We start from the raw sequence: 21,470 nt of genomic DNA on the forward strand, positions 1-21,470 counted from the left end.
GGGCATTTGTCCGATATGCAGCTTCAATCTTTACGTTTGGAAAATGTAGCTGTGTATCAACTACTTGATCCGTACAATTGCTGAGACGTACAAGAATTCCTTTACCTTCTTCAGACGGTTTCACATCGAATAGTTGAACACCCTTACCGCTGATCTGAATGAATTGACCGGATGTCACTTCCTTACAATCTATGACTGGTGTTGTCAGTATAGGGGATACAGCCTGGATGGCAGACTGTATCACATCAGCGGGATCAAAGAAACTAAATGTAGACAATACGTAAGTGAATGAGACAAATCCGGGCTGGCGTGCTCGAAAATTTGTATCCCAGTAATTATTCATCGGCCACGCTAATAAGAGCGGATTCTCATGTCTTGGAACACTCTCTTGTTCTTTGCCGAAGTTAAAACCCCCTACTTGCACAAGCGGAGCATCCGGGCAAACCAAGGTTACTCCGTGCTGTCCATCATATACCGAAACACTCTTATCTACCGTCAAATAATCTCTACATACTCCCGGTAATTGCTGTGCATCCAACTCAACAAATTGACCAGCAGTATCATAGTGACACTGCCACTCCCGAACGTTTAATGGAATAGCAAAATAGGTACCTTCGGGAGTCGTAATATCTTGTTTCTGGAAAGAAGCCGTCATCTCAATTTCTGCGCGATAACTAAAAAAGGTAAACCGTTGCTCCAGATTATCCACACCAGGCGCTTCCCAGCAAATGATCAAAGTAGCACTAAGCGCGCCTCGCTCAACCTGGCAAGACTTCATTCTTGAATAGGTTTGTCTTTTAGCCTTCCAGTCATGGTTCCATRCACTAATACCATTATTGCCTTTCTCAACATCTCTCGGAAAAATGGCGCTTCGGTTATTAGGATGATAGTTTGAATCGACAGTCTCCTGTACGTATTGAAACAAGCTCCATGGACTTGTTAGATCAAGCACTTCCCAATCTTGCTGTTTATCATATAAACTCGTAATTCGACCTGTTGAAGGGTCAAAGCTGCATATATGAAATGGGGTTTCAATTCTCCCCTCTTCAGTAGTAACTTCCCTAAACAAAGGGCCTTCTCCAGCCGCTTTAATTATGCCTGAATGTGCATGTATATCTGTAGATAATTCTGCTTCTTGCATAGTAAGATACGGAATTTTTCTCCAACTAAAAGGCGCCAGCTCTACAGTGCCATAGCTTACCCCTGTATGATTTCTTTCGTTGTTCATCAGTACTTGGCGCATTCTGTCTGCGCTAAGATGCTTCCCTTTTGCAGTAAAACTTGAATGAACTCGAATGTCATGCATAATAGGAACAGAAGACGGGTTTACCAATAGTATTCCCTCAGGTTCATCTGATTGCAGTGGATTATTCGCTAATATCTCCATTTGTGTCCCTAATAAGTAACCCGTTAAGCTGTTGGCTTGATAAGCATAATGAGCTTTGTGCATCCATTGAATATCCACATTCAGATGGTCGGGCTCGCTAATTGCGTTGAACACGCCCCAAGTGTGTTCATCGTATAAATGAATTTGTTCCCAGGCTTGTTTCTTCAATTGCATATAGGACGGGTCTTCCTGAGGATGGAAAGCTTCTATGAGTTCTACTGCCTTCATACCTTGCTTCGTTCTCCGATTAAGTTTGCCTTCTTTGGCTGAGCTGCCTGAACCGAAGTTCCAGTAATCCGTCCAATCGCCAGAGTGTACTTGTAATTGCTTCTCATGCTTCTTCACCCTTGCATATAATTGCTCCGGTGTGACAAAGGATATTTTCTGTTCCCGTTGCTCTTCATTCCAAGCTTTAATTAAATACGCTAATTCACGATCTGGTGGATTGTTGTCGTATAACGGCAAATTCGTCGCAGTCAAATAAACAAAATCAAATGGATAGTCTGGATCTGCATCGATCTTCTTCAAATATTGGGCTAAGCCTTCGGCCATAATATTCGTGTCTTTAGCATTAACATGACAAATTTGACTAAAAAGTGAATAATGCTCACCATTAAAAGTTAACAACTTTCTGCCATCCGGCGCTTGCCAATGGAACGCTTTTGGACGAGTTAATGGAAATCCTCCAAAATGAATATTAATGCCCATAATGAAAAACTCCACACCCGCATCTAATAACAACTGACTATAAGGCCATGGTTGGCCGTTTATATCATGATTAATAGCCGTTTTTATCTCAATACCAAATTCAGTACGTAATTGTCTAATCGGATACAGCATCTTTGCTATTTCTTCAGCAGTACACAAAGGTGTGGTGTGCAGATAAGAAGCTGTGATGCTCATTTGACCGTTGTGTAGAAATCTGGTGAAATCTTCTAATTGTTTTGGATTGGCTGTCCTAAGCCAAAGTAATACAGGATAAACGGCTTCACAGGTCCAGCGAAATTTATTCTCTTCTGACCATTCCTCTGTTAATTCGCACATCTCCAAGGCTTGATCAATATACTTTTTTTGCATTTCGAGTAGTATAGGCTGCGCATGCGTATAGCCAACATCCAAATGACTATGATGAAGTACTAGCACTTCTTTTATTTTTGACATCTCTCTTCTCCTCATGCAGTTACTGACCAAAAATCGGGAACTACTCTCACCATCTATTCGATGGATTCCAGTTCACTACATTTAAGGGTATACAGTTTCCCCGTTTCCGTTGCAAAAGAAATAATGTTGCCAGACAACTGCCATTCGATTTTGCGTTGTGTTTCTCCATCTGTTTCCATGATATAGAATTCTCCGGTTGACCATGGGTTAATGATGTGACACATTTTTCCTTTCTCGCTATGAACATTCACATATGTTACATTTTTATCTGTTAGCTCACTAGATACAAGAAAAGCCCCAACTGCTCTTAAGTTTGTAAAGCTGGCATCTTTCTCACGAGGCCATACAGGAAACAATCGAATGACATGCTCATGGCTTTGAATCAGCATCTCGTTAATTGCTGAAGGAACAGCGCTGCAGCACTCGATACCGCCTCCACCGAAGAAGATAAATAAGTTTGGATAACTGTGTTCGAGACACTGACGACGAAGCTCCTGCAAGATAACTTCAGGGTTATATCCGACCCTTGCTGCAGCTGTAAAAATCGTTGGGAAACCGTTATAATCCGTCCATCGATTTATTGTAGTTATTGTATCTTTTGCAACTTCAAGCAACGCCGGGTCTGAATTTAGGCCTATCGCTCCAACTGGCCAAATATGCTGAACGGCAAGTGTATTATCATCGTACCAATCCAGTCCTTGCTCCGTTAACCGGAATATCTTCTTTCCATCACGTTCGTATGTCGGAAAATCACTCATATGCTCAACGATATGTGTCCATTTTTCACGACGATTCTCATCGATACTGAGCTCCCTTGAAATGTCGAGTATCCCTTTGAAGAGCATCCGAACAACTCCTAATGAAAGGATCGGATTCATATCCTCAAAGCCTTTCATCCATTCATCATCGGTATGTGAGTCTGACCATGAGGGAACTTCGTGAACAGCATCTCGGTAAATAACGTACCTGTTATCTTCAAATTTCAAATAATCTTCCCAGAAATTCGCTACCTCAATTAGAAACGGATAAGCAACCTGACCGGCATATTGTAAATCATAGGTATAGTAATAACGCATCAGCATATTAACTGTGCAAAGAGCAGCATTGCTTTTCTGCCCTAAGAACAAATGACCATCCTCATACGATGTATGAACCACCTCTGCTGTCGGCAATCCTTTTGGTCCTATACCTACCTCGTAATATAGCCCTCTGCATTCTAAATACTTTTCAGCATTCTTGCGTCCGGTTGACATATATTCAAGCAACGGCGTATCATAGGGCTCGCTCAACTCGATATGATTGGATGAATAGACTCCCCACCAAGGAGCTTGATAATTATAATTCAAGTGATAATCACCGGCCCAAGCAGGTCTGTCAGTCGTTATCCAGCTGCCGAACAGGCCCGGTGGAAACTGTTTGTTGCGACTGCAACAAGCCATAATGTAATGAGAGCCATACCAAAATTTCTCCAGTAATTCATCGCCGATTTCAATTGCTGACTTTGCCCAGAAGTGACTCCACCAGTCATCATGCTCCGAACGGATCGAAGCAATAACAGTCTCGTCGCAACGCTCTATTCTTCCAATTGATTGTTGTAAGTAGTTTTCCTCATCATGATTCGTCAGTACATAGGCGACGATATATGTTTTTTCCCCAGGCTGCAGTGTAAATTCTCTGTTCCCTTCGGCTAAGCTGCGCATAGCAATGACGCCTTCAGTCGACCATTCCAAATCAGAGCCGATAAACTTTCGTGTCGCCCATAAGCAATCGCTATTATGTCCATATTCGTTATCTGATTCGTTACCTGACTGCGTCCACAAATCCACCTTAATCGGTACAGCCTCACCTTCGCAATTCAGTTCCACTACCACCACATTTTCAATTGCCGAAACCCACGAACGCATGGAGACTGACGTTTTCTCAGTCTGAAATGTTGAGAAAACCTCTGCTTCGAGCAGTCGTTGTTCACAATAATACGAAGCATTGTCCAGTGCAGGGATTTGAATGTCGATTCCCCCTAGTAAACAAGGGCTTCCGTTTTGGTATATTCGTTTTGCTTTCCAAAAGTCGGTCTTCGATATCCATAGACGCTGCTGCACAGGTGAACCGCTAATGACAACACCGACATCACCGTTTCCGATTAAAGGACCATCGACCACCTTGTCCGAAGGTACGTTTTTTGGCGGTTCTGTAAAGATTCCCTTATAACGCTCCATTCTTTCTTTCCATCCATATTCAGCTTGCATTTGGTCATCCTCCTATTGGGTCCCGCTAAATCCCCTTTGAAAAAAGGGGATTTAGCGGGATATTCACTATTAATTAGCTGACTTTCTATCTTGATATCTTAATAGGGCATCATTATAGATTTGGAGAACTTTATCGAGATTGCCGGTCTTCTTAATTTTTTCTTGAAAGGCAGTCCAGGTTGCAAAGGTTTCTTTCCCATTGATGAATTTATTTTGCATCTCTGCTACATAAGTGTTTATCGGTGTCATATTCGTTGCAATCTGTTCTTTTTCATCATCTGTAAACTCAAGATAGGGTTCTCTTACCCAAGGAGGAGTGTAGTCATTCGGGTATGACATATCATTGAAAGCAGTCTCCCAAGGTTTTTCAACAAATGTACCATTCAATATACTAGGGTCTTTAGGAGCAAAATCAACGAAAGCCCAAGTGTCGATTGCCATTTGAAATCCAGGACGGAATGAGGCGCTTGATCTCATTCCATATTTATCACCTTCTGACCAAGGATTAGCTGCATTTTTTATCGTATCAACAAAAGTAGGTTTGCCATTTGTATCTCGAGTAAATGATTCGCCTTCAATTCCCCAAGTAATCAATTCAATTATTTCTGGTTTGTACTGTAGATCTAATAATTTAACTAATTCTTTCACGTTCTTCGATTTGGGATTTACAACCATAGCCGCGTTAAGTTCAACAGTTACTGAATTGAAATCACTTATGCTTTGCCAAGCTGTTCCATATTTCGGGTTGTCAGGAAAAAGTGAGATTACAAACTTTTCTCCTCCCGTTGCCGTTCGACTCCAATCACCAGCTAAGTTAAACCAATTTTGTAAAAGGATGAAATTCACACCTGTCAATGCTTTCTTCTTCGTAGCATCATCGCTATCAGAAAACACCTCAGGATCTAATAGCTTTTCTGAGAATAGTTTATTTGCAAATTGCAGTGATTCCATATAAGACTCTTCTAAAGCTCCATAAACATATTTTTCGCCATTCCAGTATATTTTAGGTCCACCGTTATGATTAGCAAGAAAGATAGGATCAAAGGATTTCCATTGCGAGTTTATTGGGTATGAGTTTGGATATATTTCTTTCAACTTTTTTGCTACTTCATATAACTCATCTAACGTTTTCGGAATTTCCAAAGCATTCTTTTCGAAAATATCATATCTATAAGTTGCTGGGGTATACACACCCATTCCTTTATCTTTCGCCTGTCTAGGCAACGCAATGTTCCATAATCCATAAAACTTTCCATCTGATCGGATAGCCTTAATCTCCCCGTCGGTAGCCTGATCAACTAAACTCATATAATTAGGTAGAAGTTCTTTATATTGGCTTAAATCTAGAAAAGAGCCATCCGTTTCAAACTGTTTATAAATGTCCTGACTCATAATCATAAATAAATCCGTAGTGTCACCACTTGCAAGCAAAAGTTTTGTCTTATCAGCGTATTCACTAATTGGAATATAATTAAATTTAATATTAAGCTTTTTACCCATCAGGGACTCCATCTCACTAAGCCATTTCTTCTGCACAATGGCGTCTTCCATTTTCCCACCAAATGAAGGCAAAGTAACTGAAAAGCTTAGTGTTTCACCTGATTTTGTCGTACTTTCGCCGTTAATCGCTTTTTCTGTATTTGAGGCAGAGCTGCATCCTGCAAGAATAGTTCCAATGATTAAAATGACCGCAAGACAGAGTGAACTTAATTTAGCACGAATTTTCATGTTATCCCTCCAAATTTATATTCATCATTCACTAACCGTTAGCCTTTAATAGCTCCAATCATTACACCTTTCACAAAATATTTTTGAAGAAATGGATATATTAACATGATTGGAAACATAGCTAAGACGACTATGGCCATTTGAATATTTTTAGGGTCCATTTGCATTTGTGCGAGCATCGCTTGCATGCCTGATGTGCCAGAACCTGATTCAAATGATAAAGTAAACAGGTATTTTCTAAGAATTAATTGCAGCGGATATTTGTTTTCGTCATTAAGGTATATAAGAGCCTCAAACCAGCTGTTCCAGCTTCCAACGATACCAAATAGAGCAAAGGTTGCCAGAAGCGGCTTTGATAATGGTACATATATTTTAAATAAAATTTGTATATCGTTAGCTCCATCGATTAACGCTGATTCACGCAAATCAGACGGTAATGATTGGTAAAAAGATCTAAACAATAATACATTAAACGCAGACACACAACCGGGAAGGATCATAATCCAGTAAGTATCAAGTAAATGAAGGTTGCGAGCAAGTAAGTAAGAAGGAATCATACCACCGCTAAAGAACATCGTAATGACTAGAAATATTGAAATGCCTTTTTTTGCCATGAAGTTTGAAATTGTTAGAGGATAAGCCATGAGTGAAGTAAATGTTAGCATAAATAAAGTAGATCCAACCGCGTATACGATGGAATGAAAGTAACCTGAATAAAGAAAGGGATCTTTAAATATGTAACTATAACCATTTAGGCTAAATCCTTTTGGAAAAATCGTAATATCGCCTTTAAGAATATGTTCAGCATTACTTAAAGAAACTGCGATAACGTTCAAGAATGGATATAGCATGGCTACACATAGAAGAAGCATTATAAAAATATTGACTAGGTCAAATATTTTCGAACCCAGACTCTCCTTACCTACCATTTTCGACACCTCCTACCAGATGCTAGTTTCCGAAACCTTACGGCTTAACTTGTTTGCAATGACAAGTAATATAAAAGCAATTACTGACTGAAAGAGCCCAATTGCCGTTGTATATTCAAATCTTGCACCCATGATACCTTCACGGTAAAGAAACGTTCCAATTACATCAGCTACTACATAGGTATCTGGATTGTACAGTAAAAGAACCTTCTGAAAATCAGTTCCTAGAATACCGCTAACAGATAATATTAACAAAATAATCGTAGTCGATTTGATTTGTGGCCAGTTAATATTTAGCACCTTTTTCCATCGACTGGCTCCATCGATACTTGCAGCGTCATATAGTGTTGGATCAACACCGCTTAACGATGCCAAATATAGTATTGTACTGAAACCAATTCCCTGCCAGATACCTGTACTAATAAATATGGACCTGAACCAACTCGGTTCTGAGAGGAAAACAATCGGATCATATCCAAATAAGGATACAATTTTGTTGAATAAACCCTCTCGCTCTGTAAATGACCTAATCATCCCCACAATTATCACTGTAGATATAAAATGAGGCAGATAAGAAATGGTCTGTACAACTTTTTTGAAAACAGAGTTTTTTATCTCATTAAATAACAATGCGAGAATTATTGGAGCTGGAAATCCCCAGAACAAGGAATATATGCCGAGCAATAAAGTGTTCTTAAGAACCCTAAGTGCCATCGGATCATTAAAAAATAAAATGAAATATTTAAACCCTACCCATTGGCTGCCCCAAATACCTTGAGCCGCACTATACTTTTTGAAAGCAATCTGTATTCCATACATAGGAAAATAACTAAAAACCAATACAATTAGCAAACCAGGTAACACCATCAGAAATAAATACCGTTGATTCCAAAACATTTCTGAAAACTTGCGTAGACTCAACACATGGCTTCACCTTCCCCCCCGAATAACATTGATTCGCGAAAAAGTAATCGCTTTCACCACTCCAATTAAGAACCTTTTATTTCACAAAATTCATATTATACCCAACTTCAAACTGTGTCAATACTGTATTATTATGACATCATTTTAACGCATATTTTTGAATACAGAAAGTGATACAACGATTAGTGTGGTTAACTTACGGCTTCACAATGAAACGGGAAATAGGCATACCATATCACTCGGGAAAGGGATGCCTGTTTTGTAGAATGAATGATCACGCTTAGCCCATGAGGCTCAGACTGAAATAGGTTTAATTGAATCACCAATATGTATTTTTGATTTACATATTTGTCCGAAAATATGTTGATCTTCTTTACCATCAATCAAGCTGAGCAATTGTTTTGCAGCACACTGCCCCATCTCATAAAAGGGTTGTGAAACTCCAGTTACATTAAGATTTATTTTACGATTTAAATTCATCGCATCATAGGTTACTAGAGATACATCACCAGGTATATTATATTTCAATTTTGCAAATGAACTGATAGCAGCTTCAGCAATCTGATCATTCGCTGTAAATACAGCCGTAAAATTCATATGTTTCATCTTTTGCTCAAAAACCTCACAATACTCGTCAAATTCTTCCGAAAAATCCTCCTTCCTAGTTGGAATGAATACGTCGAACTCCTCGGAATAATCTAGATTCGAGTCGATAATTGCCTGTTTAAATCCCAAAAACCGCTCATTCATCGTACTCAAATTCGAATTTCGGATAAATAAAATACGACGATGTCCTTTATCAATCAACAACTTTGTAAGATTATAAGCTCCAGCAAGATTATCGCTAGTTACATATGGAATATCCGTATTGTAAACAATTCTATCTAAGAACACGACTTTAATTCCATTATCTTGCAGCATAGAAAAGATTCGATGGTTAATATCTTCATGACCTTGTCTCATAATGGGACATAAAATCACCCCTTCAACTTTCCTTGCAACCGCCCCTTTAACCAGCATTTCCAACTTCTCGAGATTCCGTTCATCACTTGAAGTTAATAGTTGAAAGCCCTTTAGGTACAAGACATCCTCAATCCCTCTTAACGCAGACGACCATAAAGGATTTTCAATGCCAAAAACAAAAGCAGCCACCAAGTGAGTACGATCAAGACTAGTAACCATTTTATCTTCCATGAAAGYACCTCTTCTGCTATCTCTGTTGAGCCATCCTTCCGCCGTTAATTCTTTAATAGCTTTCTCCACCGTATTCACACTTGAATTATAATGTTGAGCAAATTCTCTACTAGACGGAATTCTATTGCCTTCCGTCCACTCTCCGCTTTTAAGTCTATTTTTAATGTCTTCTTTGATAACCATATATTTAACCGCCACACAGCATTCTCCTCAACTGATGTAGTTTCATAACTTTCACTTTAACCAACTGAAATAACTGTGTCAACTTTTTTAATACAACTCGGATGCTGTCGAGGCGTTTTATGCTCTTGTTTTATTCCATCCTGCCATCTTTCGCCATTGCCCAGGGGTATATCCGGTAGCTTGTTTATAGGCTTTGGTGAAGTGATGGACTGAATAAAACCCGGTTAATTCTGAAATTTGTGCCAATGAGTAGCTTGATGTTTCCAATAGAGATGTTGCGATAGTAATTTTGGTCTTCCGATAATATTCCGAAAAGGTTTCACCTAACTCATCTTTAAATAGACGAGAAAGCTGCCTAACTGAGATATGTAGGTGCTTCGCTAAATCCTGAAACTTAATTCTTATCGATACGTTATCTACAATATATAGCTTGGCTTGGTTCAAGATCATGGATTCATTTGTTCTAATCGAAACGATATCCACATCGTCTTCTTTATCGAGAAATAATTCAAAAATAGAAAAGATCAGGGTAAAAGCCATATGCTTTAGCATCTGTCGATTTGCTACGCCATTGTGTCCCGTATTCAATATTGTTTTCCATAAAGACACCATTGTGGATGGGGTTTCTGCTTTTACTACGACGTGTTCCGTTTTAAGCAATCGATGATACCCATTTATCACTTCCATAGATGACCTTTCTTCTAATAACTCAAAAGCAAGATATGCGATTCCAATTCCTACCTCGGAATTACCTTCTATTTGATGCCATATACCCGGCTTAGAAAGAAAACTGTCTCCTTCATGCAAATCATAACGCACACCATTATCGATGTAGTATCCAGACCCGCTAGTTATGTAACAACATTCAAAAAAAGAATGTTTATGAAGCTCGTGAGTATAGTGTTTCTCTAAATAACCCCAATAAAAAACATGAATTGCTGTATCTTCATTCTGTAGATCTAGAGCTATTGTATTAAGTTGATGAATATCCATATACAATTCCTTTCTCTTTTTCATACAGGATCTTAATAAGATGGCAGACTGATATAAAAAAAAGGCTCAGTCATACAAAGACAGAAAGCCAAGTATTTTTGTACATTTGAGTTAAGAATTACATTCATACATTTAAAGGAGACGATTGAAATGACAGCGATAATAAATTCAGCAATGGTAGAGAAATACGATAAAGAGGGCTACCTCATCTTTCCTGATGTACTTGATAGCGATCTAATGAAAGAAGCACAGGAGCATATTCAATGGTTAATAGAAAAAAATCCAAATCTTCGTCCTGAGGCGCTCCATAATGATTTAGTTAAGAATGATCCATTCTGGTTACGACTTGTAAGTGATAAACGTTTATTGGATATCGCAGAAACATTTATAGGTCCTGACATTGCCCTCTTTGCTTCCCATTATATTAGCAAGCCTGCTTTTAATGGTCAACCAGTCCTATGGCATCAAGATGGCAGCTATTGGCCGTTAGAACCCATGAAGGTCATTACCTTATGGTTAGCAGTTGATGATTCCATCGTTGAAAATGGTTGCTTACGTGTTATCCCTGGATCACATAAAATTAAATTACAAGAAATGAAAGGCAGCTTCGAGGTTGAGAACGTACTGAGCTCAGAAATTGAGAAGGAATTTGTTGATGAATCCAAAGCTGTAGACCTCATTTTAAAATCTGGGAGTGTATCCATTCATCATCCAAACATCATTCATGGCTCAAAAGCGAATCACTCCCCGCACCGTCGTGCAGGCTTAACCATTCGTTATATCCCAACAAGCACTCGAGTCTTGAATGAAAATCACAGTATACATTTAATGCGCGGTAATATGGGCGAAGTTAAAAATTCATATCTGCCATTTCCTAAATTTGACGCATCGATTCATTTCAACTTCAAGGATAGCACTAGCTTTAGTAAATAAGGTCTAAATCAATACAAAGAACCGGCGTGTCCAGTCAATATGGACACGCCGGTTCCGATTATTCATTATACGATTATGCCAGTGTAAGCTTAGTTACACGTCCATCGAAAATCCATTCAGCAACATAAACTGAGCCCTTGGAATCTACACAAATACCATGAGGTGAGCTGAATTTATTATCTTTGTAGTAAGGCTTAGGTAAATTCGGCCAGCCTGCTTGTTTGTAAGCCTGTTGGTCTTCACCTAAATGACAGATCAACCGATCATGTTTATCGAAAATCGTAATTCGGCTGTTTAAGTCTGGGAAGAAGAGATCATCCCCATGATAATAAAAGCTGCAAGGCTGGTCCATATCATCAACGATAACTCTTTTGAAATCACCCTGTAAGGTAAAAACTTGAATCCGATGATTGCCACGATCCGCAACATAAACTTCTTCTATACCACTGCGAACATCAATGGAAATACCATGTGGACAGTTCAATTGTCCCAATTCCGTACCTTTTCCGCCCCATGAACGGATATATTCCCCTGCTGCCGTATAGTGGTGAACCCAGCTTTGGCCATAGCCATCGGATACATAAATATCACCATTTGCCGAAACCGCTACATCGGTAGGGATATAGGTAAGCTCCTCATTGTAAATATCAGGACGATCAGGTGTTCCCAATGTCAGCAAGTGGTTTCCACTTAGATCCATTTTCACAACATTATTTCGAGCGGTGTCTGTAATAAATAGGTATTCTGTGCCTTGGTCCATATGGAGATAAAATCCGTGTGCGCCACCTTCGAACTCTTCGCCCCAAGCCGCTAAAAATTCACCACTCTCGTTAAATTTGAAAATGGATGGTTTTCCTGTATGAAAGACATAGACGTTATCCTGTTGGTCAACGACAATTCCATGTGTATAGCCAAACTCTAAGTTTGCAGGTAGCTTTGCCCAGCCTGGAACAAGATCATAGCTGCGTACCGTATTTCCTAATTGCGGAAGTTTGTTAGTTGTCATATTTAATTCCTCTATTCTTTAGTTAAGTTAGTGGTAAGTATTTGTATTAACTATTCTACACTAAAACTCAATTAGTGATAGCGCATTCTTTTATCATATACTCCCAAGAATCACTAGTCTTTGAAATAATAAGACTTAATTTTGCACTATATGGACATTTTAGATCTCAGATGGTCGAAAGAAAAAATCGTTCTTGTTGAAGCAAGAACGACTTTCAAAAAACTATGGATATACAATAGGATTAAGAGGACTAGCGGCAACATCTCCCGGTTTAAGTCCTGGAAACCAATTTGCCAAGTCATTTCTTCGTGCATTACTATCCGGTTCAGCAATAGGTAGCCCATCCGCAATATAAATAATGGTCATTACCTCGCGCATATGTTCCGTTGGATTGCCTGGTGCGCTGTGGAGCGTCCACCCCGAGTGAAACGTAGCGTCTCCAGCTGCCATTGCTCCATAGTTTGCCTGCTCTATACCTTTACCCTCAACGTAATCCTTGAAGGTGCGATGCGATTCATCCGAAATCTCTTGCTTCGTAATAATGCCATTGCCATGAGTAGCGGAAGCAAAGGTCATAGATCCTACTTCCTCCGAAATGGGAACAAGCGGCATCCATAGCGTTATTGTTTTGTCCGTGTCCAATGGCCAATAAATTTGGTCCTGATGCCATGGCGTATGTCCGCCTCCGGGCTCTTTGAATAAGGCTTGATCATGATATATTCTTACTGATGGAACTCTCATCAGATCAGCGGCGACTTTTGCAAAACGACGCGCCATAACAAATTTTTCAACAGATTCGCTCATTCTCCATAGGTTTGAGATCTGAATAAAAGCTTTACCATACGTATCCCGTTCTTCCAACGGTTTTGTGTTGTTGTTTTGTTCTTTTACGATCTCACTGATTACATCGCGATAGATGGAAACTTCGTCGTCTTTCGCTAATGCTCTCACTATTGTATGTCCATCGCGCTGGTAGTTTAGAATTTGTTCTTCAGGGAGATGGTGCTCCTCGGTCAAATCAGGAAGGTTGTTTATTATGCTCATTCAGAATCCGCTCCTCTATATTCATTCTTTCATTACATAGCTAATTGTAAGAGATTTTGACAGTTTAGTCTTTGTGTGTAATGATCGTTTTAGTTGTATAAAATGACTGAATGTAAAGGTGGCTATTATGAATCTGTTTTCATTTACTAACACTCACCCTATTGTCCCCTACATAAGAGAGAGCGATTTCGCGGTACGTTCCGCCTATTATTCTCCTTTCCGGAAACTTCTAGACTATTTGCTTATCTATATACAAAAAGGAGAACTAACGGTCGTCGCCGATGGAACTAAATATCAGCTCCAAGAAGGTCAATTCTGCTTGCTCCAACCCGGAACTGTGCATGATTTACAAGCTTTTGCTGATAATGCAACACCATTTGCTCATATGGACTTTTTCTTCCAAGCTGACAGAGACAAGAGCTTTCCGACAAAGCCAGGACAGATCGATCTACATGCCTTCCAGCATCTCATGCAGCCAAAACTTAACGACTTCGAAGGTTTATCAATCCCAGTTCTCCTAGAGCCCAGCAAGTCTTATCTTTATCGTAATTTGTTATTGGATATGATAGAAAGCTGGCTTAAACCGAATCCTTTATCCAAGCTAAAGGCGCAAACAATAGCTACCCAGCTCCTTCATCACATCATTCAAGACCACTCTAATCCTGACAATCTCAAATCAAGCCATTCTCACGATCTGGATTGGATTCCGTCTTATTTTTCGTTTCATCTTGCCGAAACACTGTGTATAGAGGACTTGGCTAAGCGCACAAACCTTTCCCCTTCTCGATTCCGGGCGGTTTTTCGTGAGCGTTACGGTGCTCCTCCACATCAGTTCCTAATAAACCTTAGGTTGGATCACGCGAAGGAACTGCTGTCCACTTCCACATATTCGATCGCCAAAATAGCTGAATACTGCGGATTTTCGGATGTCAGTCATTTTACAAATATGTTTCGATCACGCGAAGGCTTGTCTCCAGGGGCTTTTAGAGGGAAATAATCCAACTATTCATTACCGCAGTAACAACTTAAGAACCCCTTCTCAGTTTAATTTCTCTGAAGAGAGGTTTTCATAAATCGTTTCCCATTACTTTAATAGCATTATAATATTAATTCCTTTTCTCTAAGTAGCTTTTTTAAAACTTCGCTTGAAGCAAACGTGGCAACTGGCCCATAGAACGTTTGATAAGTAAGTAYGTCACCTAGTAGTGAATATTTTGCGAAGGCCAAGTTCTCATATTCATCCGTTTTAAAAACTAATTCCCATCCCCCCTTATTGTAAGGGATAAATTCACCTTTCTTAACTTCTATTAACCAATACTGATTTGTTGCCAACTTATGTTTTAAATCCTTCATTAACTCTGTTATGACTTTGCTATCTTCCGTCAAAAGGACTTCTTCTGTTTCAATATTTATGTACACTTGCTTTACTTTCTGAAAATCTTGATCTTGCCAAGCACGTTGTCGTTCAAACAACACCTTTCTTACATCATCATCGACATAGTTCCAAATGGAAAATAAAATAATTCCGAATCCTAACAACAAAAAAGTAATAACAACCTTTCTTACCACAGGAACACTTCCATTCAGAATTTTATATGAGTAATTTACCCATAATAACAGACGTGAATAATAACCATCAAGTTGCAGAATCCTGCCAGTCTGCTCAATGAAAGAATGGAGAAGTTACTTCAAACCTTTGAAATAATTCAATTCACAGCTCAAACAGCCGCTGTGCAATCAGTCAGTTGTTAGGGTTTACCTATCGTTTCCTTTTCTTATAAGATATATAATAGATAAGTTATGTCCTTAATCACTTAAAAAAAGACGGATTCTCACTCCGTCTTGATTAAACCTACCAAATCCGCTATTTTCTTGTTCTCCAGATACTGTTCCATCTGACGTTCGGCGTCGATTACAACCTGCTGGATCAGACATTCACTTCCGTGATCCAGGCTGCATTCGAACAACGAAGCGGTTCCTTCGATCGCATGGATGATATCAAGAAAGGAGATATCCTCCTGCTTCCGTCTGAGGCGGTATCCACCGTTTGCGCCTGGCGAGGACTGAATCAGGCCTGCCTTGACAAGCTTGGTCATCATCTTGGAAAGATAGGTTGGCGAAACGCCTAGCCTCTCAGCAAGTATTTGAACACCAACAGGCTTATCAGGCGCCGCTGTTACCAGATAGAGCATCGCATGCAGCGCATAGTCGGTAGCCTGAGAATATTTCATTCGGCACCTCCATTAAAGACTTTATGAGTCCATAATAACTCTAACATTTCTAAAAGGCAAGCAATTGATCCGTACATTCGCTCATTTCATCAGTAAACAAACAGCTTTGTCATAGCGTTATCATTCCTCTATTAGAAGGTCCTTCTCTTTACACCATTCAATAACTAATGCCTTTAGCTTTTTTTCTTTAAATTCATACCATTGTTTATCGACGTCATGTTCTATGATCCTATCTTTAAATCTTCTAAACGCTCCTCTTCCTTGTATAGCTCCAAACAATTCTTCTCGGATCTCAGTTTCACTTAATGTACCGATAAATTCTTCTATTATTTCATACTCATGGTACTCGTTTTTTAATGTGAAATCGAGGTATACCTCATCTTCATCCTCTATAATATTTATTGCTTGTTCAATGTTCTCTCTTTGCCATTCTGGATAATTTTCAAGTGGCTCTTCATCTTCAGCCGCTCTCATCTCTTCTCCCGATAATGTTATAACTTCTCCTGTCTGGGTGTTTATATAAGTATCGGTCTCATCCATTTGCATTTCAATTTCATTAATAAGATCATCTAATTTTACCGCAGCTTTTTTCTTCATTTCATACCTGTCCTTTCATTGATATTAATTCTTCTAAAGCTTTATTAAATGTAATTCCTACTCAACTATAGATAACCGTGAGCGTAATGCTAGTCCGAAGATGGACATCCTCCTATTAATAATAATGAGACCATCTCGGCTACTTCCTCTTTATTATTAGTTACGTTCCCAGAAGCCCATTGAAAGGCACCTTCATGGATGACTTGTGCAAAAATAGGTACATAAATACTCTTCTCGTTATCTGTATACTTGTTTTCTAGACTTTTTAACAAATATGCTTTCAACTCAGATACTATCTTTTCTTGCAATTGCGGTACGACTAAGCCTACATAGCTACTGCGACATTGTATTTTCGGTTGATGATAAAAATCGCATACCGCTAAAACGAGTTGCTTAATACTGTCTTGATTAAATATCATTACACCAGTAGTACGGTTTACGATAGCAGCCGATGCGGAATCTCCCATAATGTGGTCCAATAATTCGTATTTGTCATTGAAGTGCGCATAGAATGTAGCCCGATTAACTTGTGCACCTTTTGTTATATCCGCAACTGTTATTTTTTCAAAATCCTTTTTTGATACTAAATGAAAAAAAGAGTTAATTAACGACTGCTTAGTTGGTGTCATTCGTACATTCATTACTTTTGTTGCTATTTTCTTCACCCCTTACCCGACAATTTATCAGATTTGTCGCTATAGCAACATTCGTACATCGTTTGTTGGTTGTTTCATTAATTTATTGGCTGTATATTATCCATTAAAGCAACAGACGTTACTTTAATATATCATAGACAAGGAGTTCATGAAAATGAAAACTGTTTTAATCATTGGTGCGGGTACTGGATTGGGTTTATCACTAGCCAAAAAATTTGGAAATAACGGCTTTAAGGTAGCTGCCATTTCTCGTAACCCTGAGAAATTATCAATTATTGTAAGTGAACTTAAAGAACTAAATATTGAAGCACAGTCTTATGTAGCGGATGTAACGGATTTAGCTGCTTTAAAAGAAGCCATTCAAACAGTTAAGAAAGATTTCGGTTCTATCGATTTGCTAGAATTCAGCCCTTATGCAGGATGGGATAAATTCACAAATGTGTTAGAAACAACACCTGAAAGTGTATCAGAACAAATAAACAGCTATTTACTGCCTGCGTTCTTTCCGTCAATGAGGTATTACCAGATATGATAAATAACGGTTCAGGTGCAATTCTGTTTACAACAGGAATATCTGCTATATTCCCTTTACCTTTTGTCGGGAATGGAGGCATCGTTATGTCGGGTATTCGTAATTATGCTTCAAACCTATACAATCAGTTGAAAGAGAAAGGTGTATTTGTCGGACATCTTTCAATAGGGACCATGGTACAAGTCGGAACCACAGGGGATCCGGATATCATTGCAGATGCATGGTATAACCTATACGTGAATAAAGACCGCTTTGAAGAAATATTCCCTCAAGGGTTTGATCCGACTCAAATTCCTAATTAATAAAAAAAAGCGATAAGAAAACCATTAAGATGGTGATTGTCTTATCGCTTTTATATGGTTAAAATCATATCCTGAATGAGTTGGTACTGTGCCCACAGCAGTTGAAGCTCCGTCTGAGCTATATCCTTGCCCTGCTTAATGCCTAAAAAACGATTAGTCTATTGCTTGGCCGGTCACCCATTTGTCCACAATCTTTAGCTCTTCCCCGCCTAACCAAAGTTCGTGCGACTGCTGGTTACTATCGCGAAGCTCGTAAAAGTATTGATCCGCTTGCTCATCGTAGCCCTTTGATACTACCTTTACCGAGCTCAGACCAAGTGATTCTTCGTACTTCTGAAGCATCCGCTCCATTGCCGCCTTCGTTTCCTTGTTGTCATCGTACATGCCCAAATGAAGCGCCAGGCTCTCAGTGTCCTTCTGCATCAGCGCCTGCACGTAACGCTCAACTTCCAGCAACGTATAGGGATATTGCCCGATCAGTGGAGAGTTGTACAGCGGCTCGCGCCTGTCGTCATCCTGAATCTGCTCCATCCCCTGGGACTTGGCATATTTAATTTGAAAAGGAATAGAGCGCGCCTTACCGTCCTTCGTACCTGCGATAGTGTAATGTTCAACATAATACTCGTCATTTTGCACGTTAGCCTCGAAAAGCAGCCTCAGGTTCTCCAAGCCGTCAAAGTATAGCAGGAATCCTTCCAACACCTTTGCCATATCAGCCTCGGTATACTCATTCTCCGCATGCGCCATGAGTCCGGACAATGCCTTGGTATCCTGCTGCTTCAATACGCCCAGGAATTTTTCGCCATCCTTCGCGGAGATTTCTTCCAGTGATTGCGTATCATCCTTCGAAAGACTTGCATCATCCAGAAAGATCGATGCCCCTGTCTCTCCAGGTTGTTCCAGCTTCGACACCACCTTTGACGCAGGTGTTACGAGATCCAATGTCGAAGACTGCTCCTTGCCACACCCCACTATTGCCATCATAAACGTTACCGGAATCGCAAGCATCAATGTTACCCTCTGGATTTTCTTCCCCAAATTCAAATCATCCACTCCTATCGGATAAGGTACGTCTAATTGGACGCCATTGCCTCCCGAAAGGTTTCACAACCGCTGAAATATCGTTCCCCATTATGTGATTTTTATTGTTTCTTTCGTACAGGAAAACAAATATCTGTAAATGATTCGTCAGACTCAGGACCATGATTTCGTTCATCGTAGATTTCAATATTGTAAAGACCAGATAGTTCATATCCGCTTTGTTTTAACCACGTAGAGTATAAATAAGCATGCACAGCACCTGCATTATCAAACGGACCTTTGAATGTAAATAAAACATAAGTGTTTGCTGGAATCTCTCTAAAAACCATTCCTACTGGGATGTCCTCATTTGATGAAACTTCAATACCAATGAAGAATTCGAATTGGTCAGTTTCAGGATCATAATCATCTGGGTCCGTTGAAATCCCAAACACTTCGTTTTCATTAACACTATTTATAATTTCTGCTCTTCTTTCGAGAAAGCTTGACGCTAACTTAAGTGTCGTCTTATTCTGTTGCACATCATATAGTGTAATTTTTGTAGCTAAACCCATTAATTTCATTACATGCTTTTCTACAATCACTGCCTCCATATTAAACCTCCATAAAGATATTTTTTCATATAACCATATAAATCTATAAATATCCATATATACACTAATTGCCCATTCATATTATACGAATGTTAGTTCGTACTGTACAGTATTTATTTTAAGCAGTACCACGCTAACCTGTCCGTCAGCTTAACGTCAAGGCTGAGACTCTATCGTTACAATCAAAGCTTTTTTCAGCTACTCAGAGGCTCATCCCATTGTGTTATTAAGTAAAAATTATGATTTRTAGTTGGCAGACATATGAGTAAAATCTAGTTCGTCCCCTTGTAGTCGTAAAGATGCCTCTATACCTGCAAGTCGTAGTAGAACATATGTTCACCACCATAGACGCACACGCCGATTACATGGCGATATCTGCCGCCTTGACTAGTTTGTTCACTACTTTTATTGAGTTACTTTATATTATAAAGTATAATATGCGTATCTAGAAGGGAGCTAATCATTATGTCCAATCTTACGACTTCTTCAATCGAAATAGGAATAAGCACATTTCTCGAGGCTGCTCCGAGACCCGGCGGCGTCACACACGCCGAACGACTCCGACAAGCGGTAGAGGAAATTAATCTAGCTGAGCAAGTCGGTCTTGACGTCTATGCGATCGGTGAACATCATCGCGCGGATTATGCGAGCTCGGCACCAGCGGTTATTCTGGCCGCTGCCGCTTCCACGACGAAACGAATCCGGCTCTCGAGCGCTGTGACCGTGTTGTCATCGGACGATCCGGTTCGCGTGTACCAAGCTTTCTCCACATTAGACGGGCTGTCCAATGGACGGGCGGAAATTATGGCAGGCCGCGGCTCGTTTATCGAATCTTTCCCGTTGTTCGGATACGATTTGGACCACTACGACAAACTATTCGAGGATAAGCTGGAGCTACTGCTAGCGATCCGAGAATCGGAGAAAGTAAGCTGGCGAGGCGGCCATCGCCCCGCCATCGACAACCAGGGTATCTATCCCCGATCCGTTCAGGCGCCGTTGCCCGTATGGATCGGAACCGGCGGCAATCCGGATTCCGCCATTCGCGCCGGCATGCTAGGGTTACCGATCGTCTTTGCGATCATTGGCGGAATGCCGGAGAGGTTCGCTCCTCTAGTCAACCTGTATAAGGAAGCAGCTGCGAAGGCCGGGCACGATGTAAGCAAGCTGCAGATCGCGACACATTCGCACGGCTTTATATCAGATACGACCGAGAAGGCCGCCGAGTTGTTTTACCCGTCGACTGCAGCCCAAATGAACACCATAGGGCGTGAGCGCGGCTGGCCGCCATACACCCGCGACTCGTTCGATGCCGCCCGCAGCCTTCGCGGAGCACTCTACGTCGGCGATCCCGAATATGTCGCGGAAAAGATAGTGCTGCTGCGCAAGAACCTGGGGCTAACGCGCTTCCTCCTGCACGTAGACGTCAGTACGATGCCGCACAGCGAATTGCTGCGCACCATCGAACTGCTCGGCACGAAAGTCGCGCCGATCGTCCACAAGGAGCTTGCTCGAGTGGCCGCGCAGGGCTGAGCTTAACTGTAGATGCCGATTTTTATCGGCAGTCAATAGGCATAAGCAGCGCGTGGGAGCCGGCAATGCCGACCATCACACAGCAAAGGGTCCGATCCAGGTGTAAAACCCTGGATCGGACCCTTTTTCACCCCAACAGTACACTCTTACTAACCGTGGAGAACTGGATCAGCGCCCCACAGAACATCCTAGAAGTCGAATGACTCTTAGAGGCGATGTGGATCCGTCACAGTTTCTTTAAATGGATGCTTATTTAAACG

Annotated in this window: 20 protein-coding genes; 5 read left to right on the forward strand and 15 right to left on the reverse strand. The window is 40.4% G+C overall.

Annotation, left to right across the window (positions count from 1 at the left end; translation table 11 throughout):
• The 7 genes from AC1DWN_RS04445 to AC1DWN_RS04475 form a co-directional block, all read right to left on the reverse strand.
• Nucleotides 1–2,548 (reverse strand): glycoside hydrolase family 38 N-terminal domain-containing protein (locus AC1DWN_RS04445; protein ID WP_477557734.1); only part of this gene is annotated, 2,548 nt, incomplete at its 3' end.
• A gap of 53 nt (nucleotides 2,549–2,601) precedes the next feature.
• The gene (locus tag AC1DWN_RS04450) at nucleotides 2,602–4,794 is read right to left on the reverse strand and encodes a glycosyl hydrolase family 95 catalytic domain-containing protein (protein ID WP_477557735.1); all 2,193 of its coding nucleotides are present in this window, start codon (nucleotides 4,792–4,794) and stop codon (nucleotides 2,602–2,604) included.
• Nucleotides 4,795–4,863: 69 nt separating this feature from the next.
• Nucleotides 4,864–6,522 carry a type 2 periplasmic-binding domain-containing protein gene (locus AC1DWN_RS04455; RefSeq protein ID WP_477557736.1) on the reverse strand — a complete coding sequence of 553 codons (1,659 nt, stop codon included), beginning with the start codon at nucleotides 6,520–6,522 and terminating at the stop codon, nucleotides 4,864–4,866.
• A 38-nt stretch (nucleotides 6,523–6,560) separates the two neighbouring features.
• On the reverse strand, nucleotides 6,561–7,451 hold the full coding sequence (locus AC1DWN_RS04460; protein WP_477557737.1) for a carbohydrate ABC transporter permease: 891 nt from the start codon (nucleotides 7,449–7,451) through the stop codon (nucleotides 6,561–6,563).
• Between the two features lie 12 nt (nucleotides 7,452–7,463).
• Nucleotides 7,464–8,375, reverse strand: coding sequence for an ABC transporter permease (locus AC1DWN_RS04465; RefSeq protein WP_477557738.1), 912 nt, complete (start codon nucleotides 8,373–8,375; stop codon nucleotides 7,464–7,466).
• Nucleotides 8,376–8,669: 294 nt separating this feature from the next.
• Complete coding sequence (locus AC1DWN_RS04470; protein ID WP_477557739.1) at nucleotides 8,670–9,767, reverse strand: GntR family transcriptional regulator; 1,098 nt, start codon at nucleotides 9,765–9,767, stop codon at nucleotides 8,670–8,672.
• A 102-nt stretch (nucleotides 9,768–9,869) separates the two neighbouring features.
• The gene (locus AC1DWN_RS04475) at nucleotides 9,870–10,745 is read right to left on the reverse strand and encodes an AraC family transcriptional regulator (protein WP_477557740.1); all 876 of its coding nucleotides are present in this window, start codon (nucleotides 10,743–10,745) and stop codon (nucleotides 9,870–9,872) included.
• Nucleotides 10,746–10,895: 150 nt separating this feature from the next.
• Between AC1DWN_RS04475 and AC1DWN_RS04480 the strand changes: the two genes are divergently transcribed.
• Nucleotides 10,896–11,678 (forward strand): phytanoyl-CoA dioxygenase family protein, encoded by a 783-nt coding sequence (locus tag AC1DWN_RS04480; RefSeq protein WP_477557741.1) that lies wholly within the window; start codon nucleotides 10,896–10,898, stop codon nucleotides 11,676–11,678.
• A gap of 73 nt (nucleotides 11,679–11,751) precedes the next feature.
• Here AC1DWN_RS04480 and AC1DWN_RS04485 read toward each other — a convergent pair whose 3' ends face one another.
• Both AC1DWN_RS04485 and AC1DWN_RS04490 read right to left on the reverse strand, forming a co-directional pair.
• Nucleotides 11,752–12,684, reverse strand: a complete 933-nt coding sequence (locus AC1DWN_RS04485; RefSeq protein WP_477557742.1) for an NHL repeat-containing protein — start codon at nucleotides 12,682–12,684, stop codon at nucleotides 11,752–11,754.
• 222 nt (nucleotides 12,685–12,906) lie between these two features.
• The gene (locus tag AC1DWN_RS04490) at nucleotides 12,907–13,728 is read right to left on the reverse strand and encodes a phytanoyl-CoA dioxygenase family protein (protein WP_477557743.1); all 822 of its coding nucleotides are present in this window, start codon (nucleotides 13,726–13,728) and stop codon (nucleotides 12,907–12,909) included.
• 127 nt (nucleotides 13,729–13,855) lie between these two features.
• On the opposite strand from AC1DWN_RS04490, the gene AC1DWN_RS04495 reads away from it, so the two are divergent.
• Entirely contained in the window at nucleotides 13,856–14,725 is an 870-nt protein-coding gene (locus AC1DWN_RS04495; RefSeq protein WP_477557744.1) for a helix-turn-helix domain-containing protein, read from the forward strand.
• A 101-nt stretch (nucleotides 14,726–14,826) separates the two neighbouring features.
• Here the strand turns inward: AC1DWN_RS04495 and AC1DWN_RS04500 are convergent, their stop codons facing one another.
• From AC1DWN_RS04500 to AC1DWN_RS04515, 4 genes are all read right to left on the reverse strand, one after another.
• Nucleotides 14,827–15,297 (reverse strand): hypothetical protein, encoded by a 471-nt coding sequence (locus AC1DWN_RS04500; RefSeq protein WP_477557745.1) that lies wholly within the window; start codon nucleotides 15,295–15,297, stop codon nucleotides 14,827–14,829.
• Between the two features lie 263 nt (nucleotides 15,298–15,560).
• On the reverse strand, nucleotides 15,561–15,959 hold the full coding sequence (locus AC1DWN_RS04505; RefSeq protein ID WP_477557746.1) for an RrF2 family transcriptional regulator: 399 nt from the start codon (nucleotides 15,957–15,959) through the stop codon (nucleotides 15,561–15,563).
• Nucleotides 15,960–16,079: 120 nt separating this feature from the next.
• A complete protein-coding gene (locus tag AC1DWN_RS04510; RefSeq protein WP_477557747.1) occupies nucleotides 16,080–16,556 on the reverse strand; it encodes a UPF0158 family protein in 477 nt (158 codons plus the stop codon).
• An 89-nt stretch (nucleotides 16,557–16,645) separates the two neighbouring features.
• Nucleotides 16,646–17,221 carry a TetR family transcriptional regulator gene (locus tag AC1DWN_RS04515; protein ID WP_477557748.1) on the reverse strand — a complete coding sequence of 192 codons (576 nt, stop codon included), beginning with the start codon at nucleotides 17,219–17,221 and terminating at the stop codon, nucleotides 16,646–16,648.
• A gap of 145 nt (nucleotides 17,222–17,366) precedes the next feature.
• Between AC1DWN_RS04515 and AC1DWN_RS04520 the strand changes: the two genes are divergently transcribed.
• On the forward strand, nucleotides 17,367–17,744 hold the full coding sequence (locus tag AC1DWN_RS04520; RefSeq protein WP_477557749.1) for an SDR family NAD(P)-dependent oxidoreductase: 378 nt from the start codon (nucleotides 17,367–17,369) through the stop codon (nucleotides 17,742–17,744).
• Entirely contained in the window at nucleotides 17,741–18,046 is a 306-nt protein-coding gene (locus AC1DWN_RS04525) for a dehydrogenase (RefSeq protein ID WP_477557750.1), read from the forward strand. The genes AC1DWN_RS04520 and AC1DWN_RS04525 overlap by 4 nt, the downstream gene beginning before the upstream one ends.
• 153 nt (nucleotides 18,047–18,199) lie before the next feature.
• Here AC1DWN_RS04525 and AC1DWN_RS04530 read toward each other — a convergent pair whose 3' ends face one another.
• Together AC1DWN_RS04530 and AC1DWN_RS04535 are read right to left on the reverse strand one after the other, a co-directional pair.
• Nucleotides 18,200–19,090 (reverse strand): hypothetical protein, encoded by an 891-nt coding sequence (locus AC1DWN_RS04530; RefSeq protein ID WP_477557751.1) that lies wholly within the window; start codon nucleotides 19,088–19,090, stop codon nucleotides 18,200–18,202.
• Between the two features lie 98 nt (nucleotides 19,091–19,188).
• Entirely contained in the window at nucleotides 19,189–19,680 is a 492-nt protein-coding gene (locus AC1DWN_RS04535; RefSeq protein WP_477557752.1) for a GyrI-like domain-containing protein, read from the reverse strand.
• A gap of 465 nt (nucleotides 19,681–20,145) precedes the next feature.
• Here AC1DWN_RS04535 and AC1DWN_RS04540 point away from each other — a divergent pair, with 465 nt between their 5' ends.
• Nucleotides 20,146–21,210: an LLM class flavin-dependent oxidoreductase gene (locus AC1DWN_RS04540; RefSeq protein WP_477557753.1), complete on the forward strand. Its 1,065-nt coding sequence runs from the start codon at nucleotides 20,146–20,148 to the stop codon at nucleotides 21,208–21,210.
• Nucleotides 21,211–21,470: the final 260 nt, after the last annotated feature.

It is taken from the genome of Paenibacillus sp. P4_A7 (assembly GCF_056402455.1).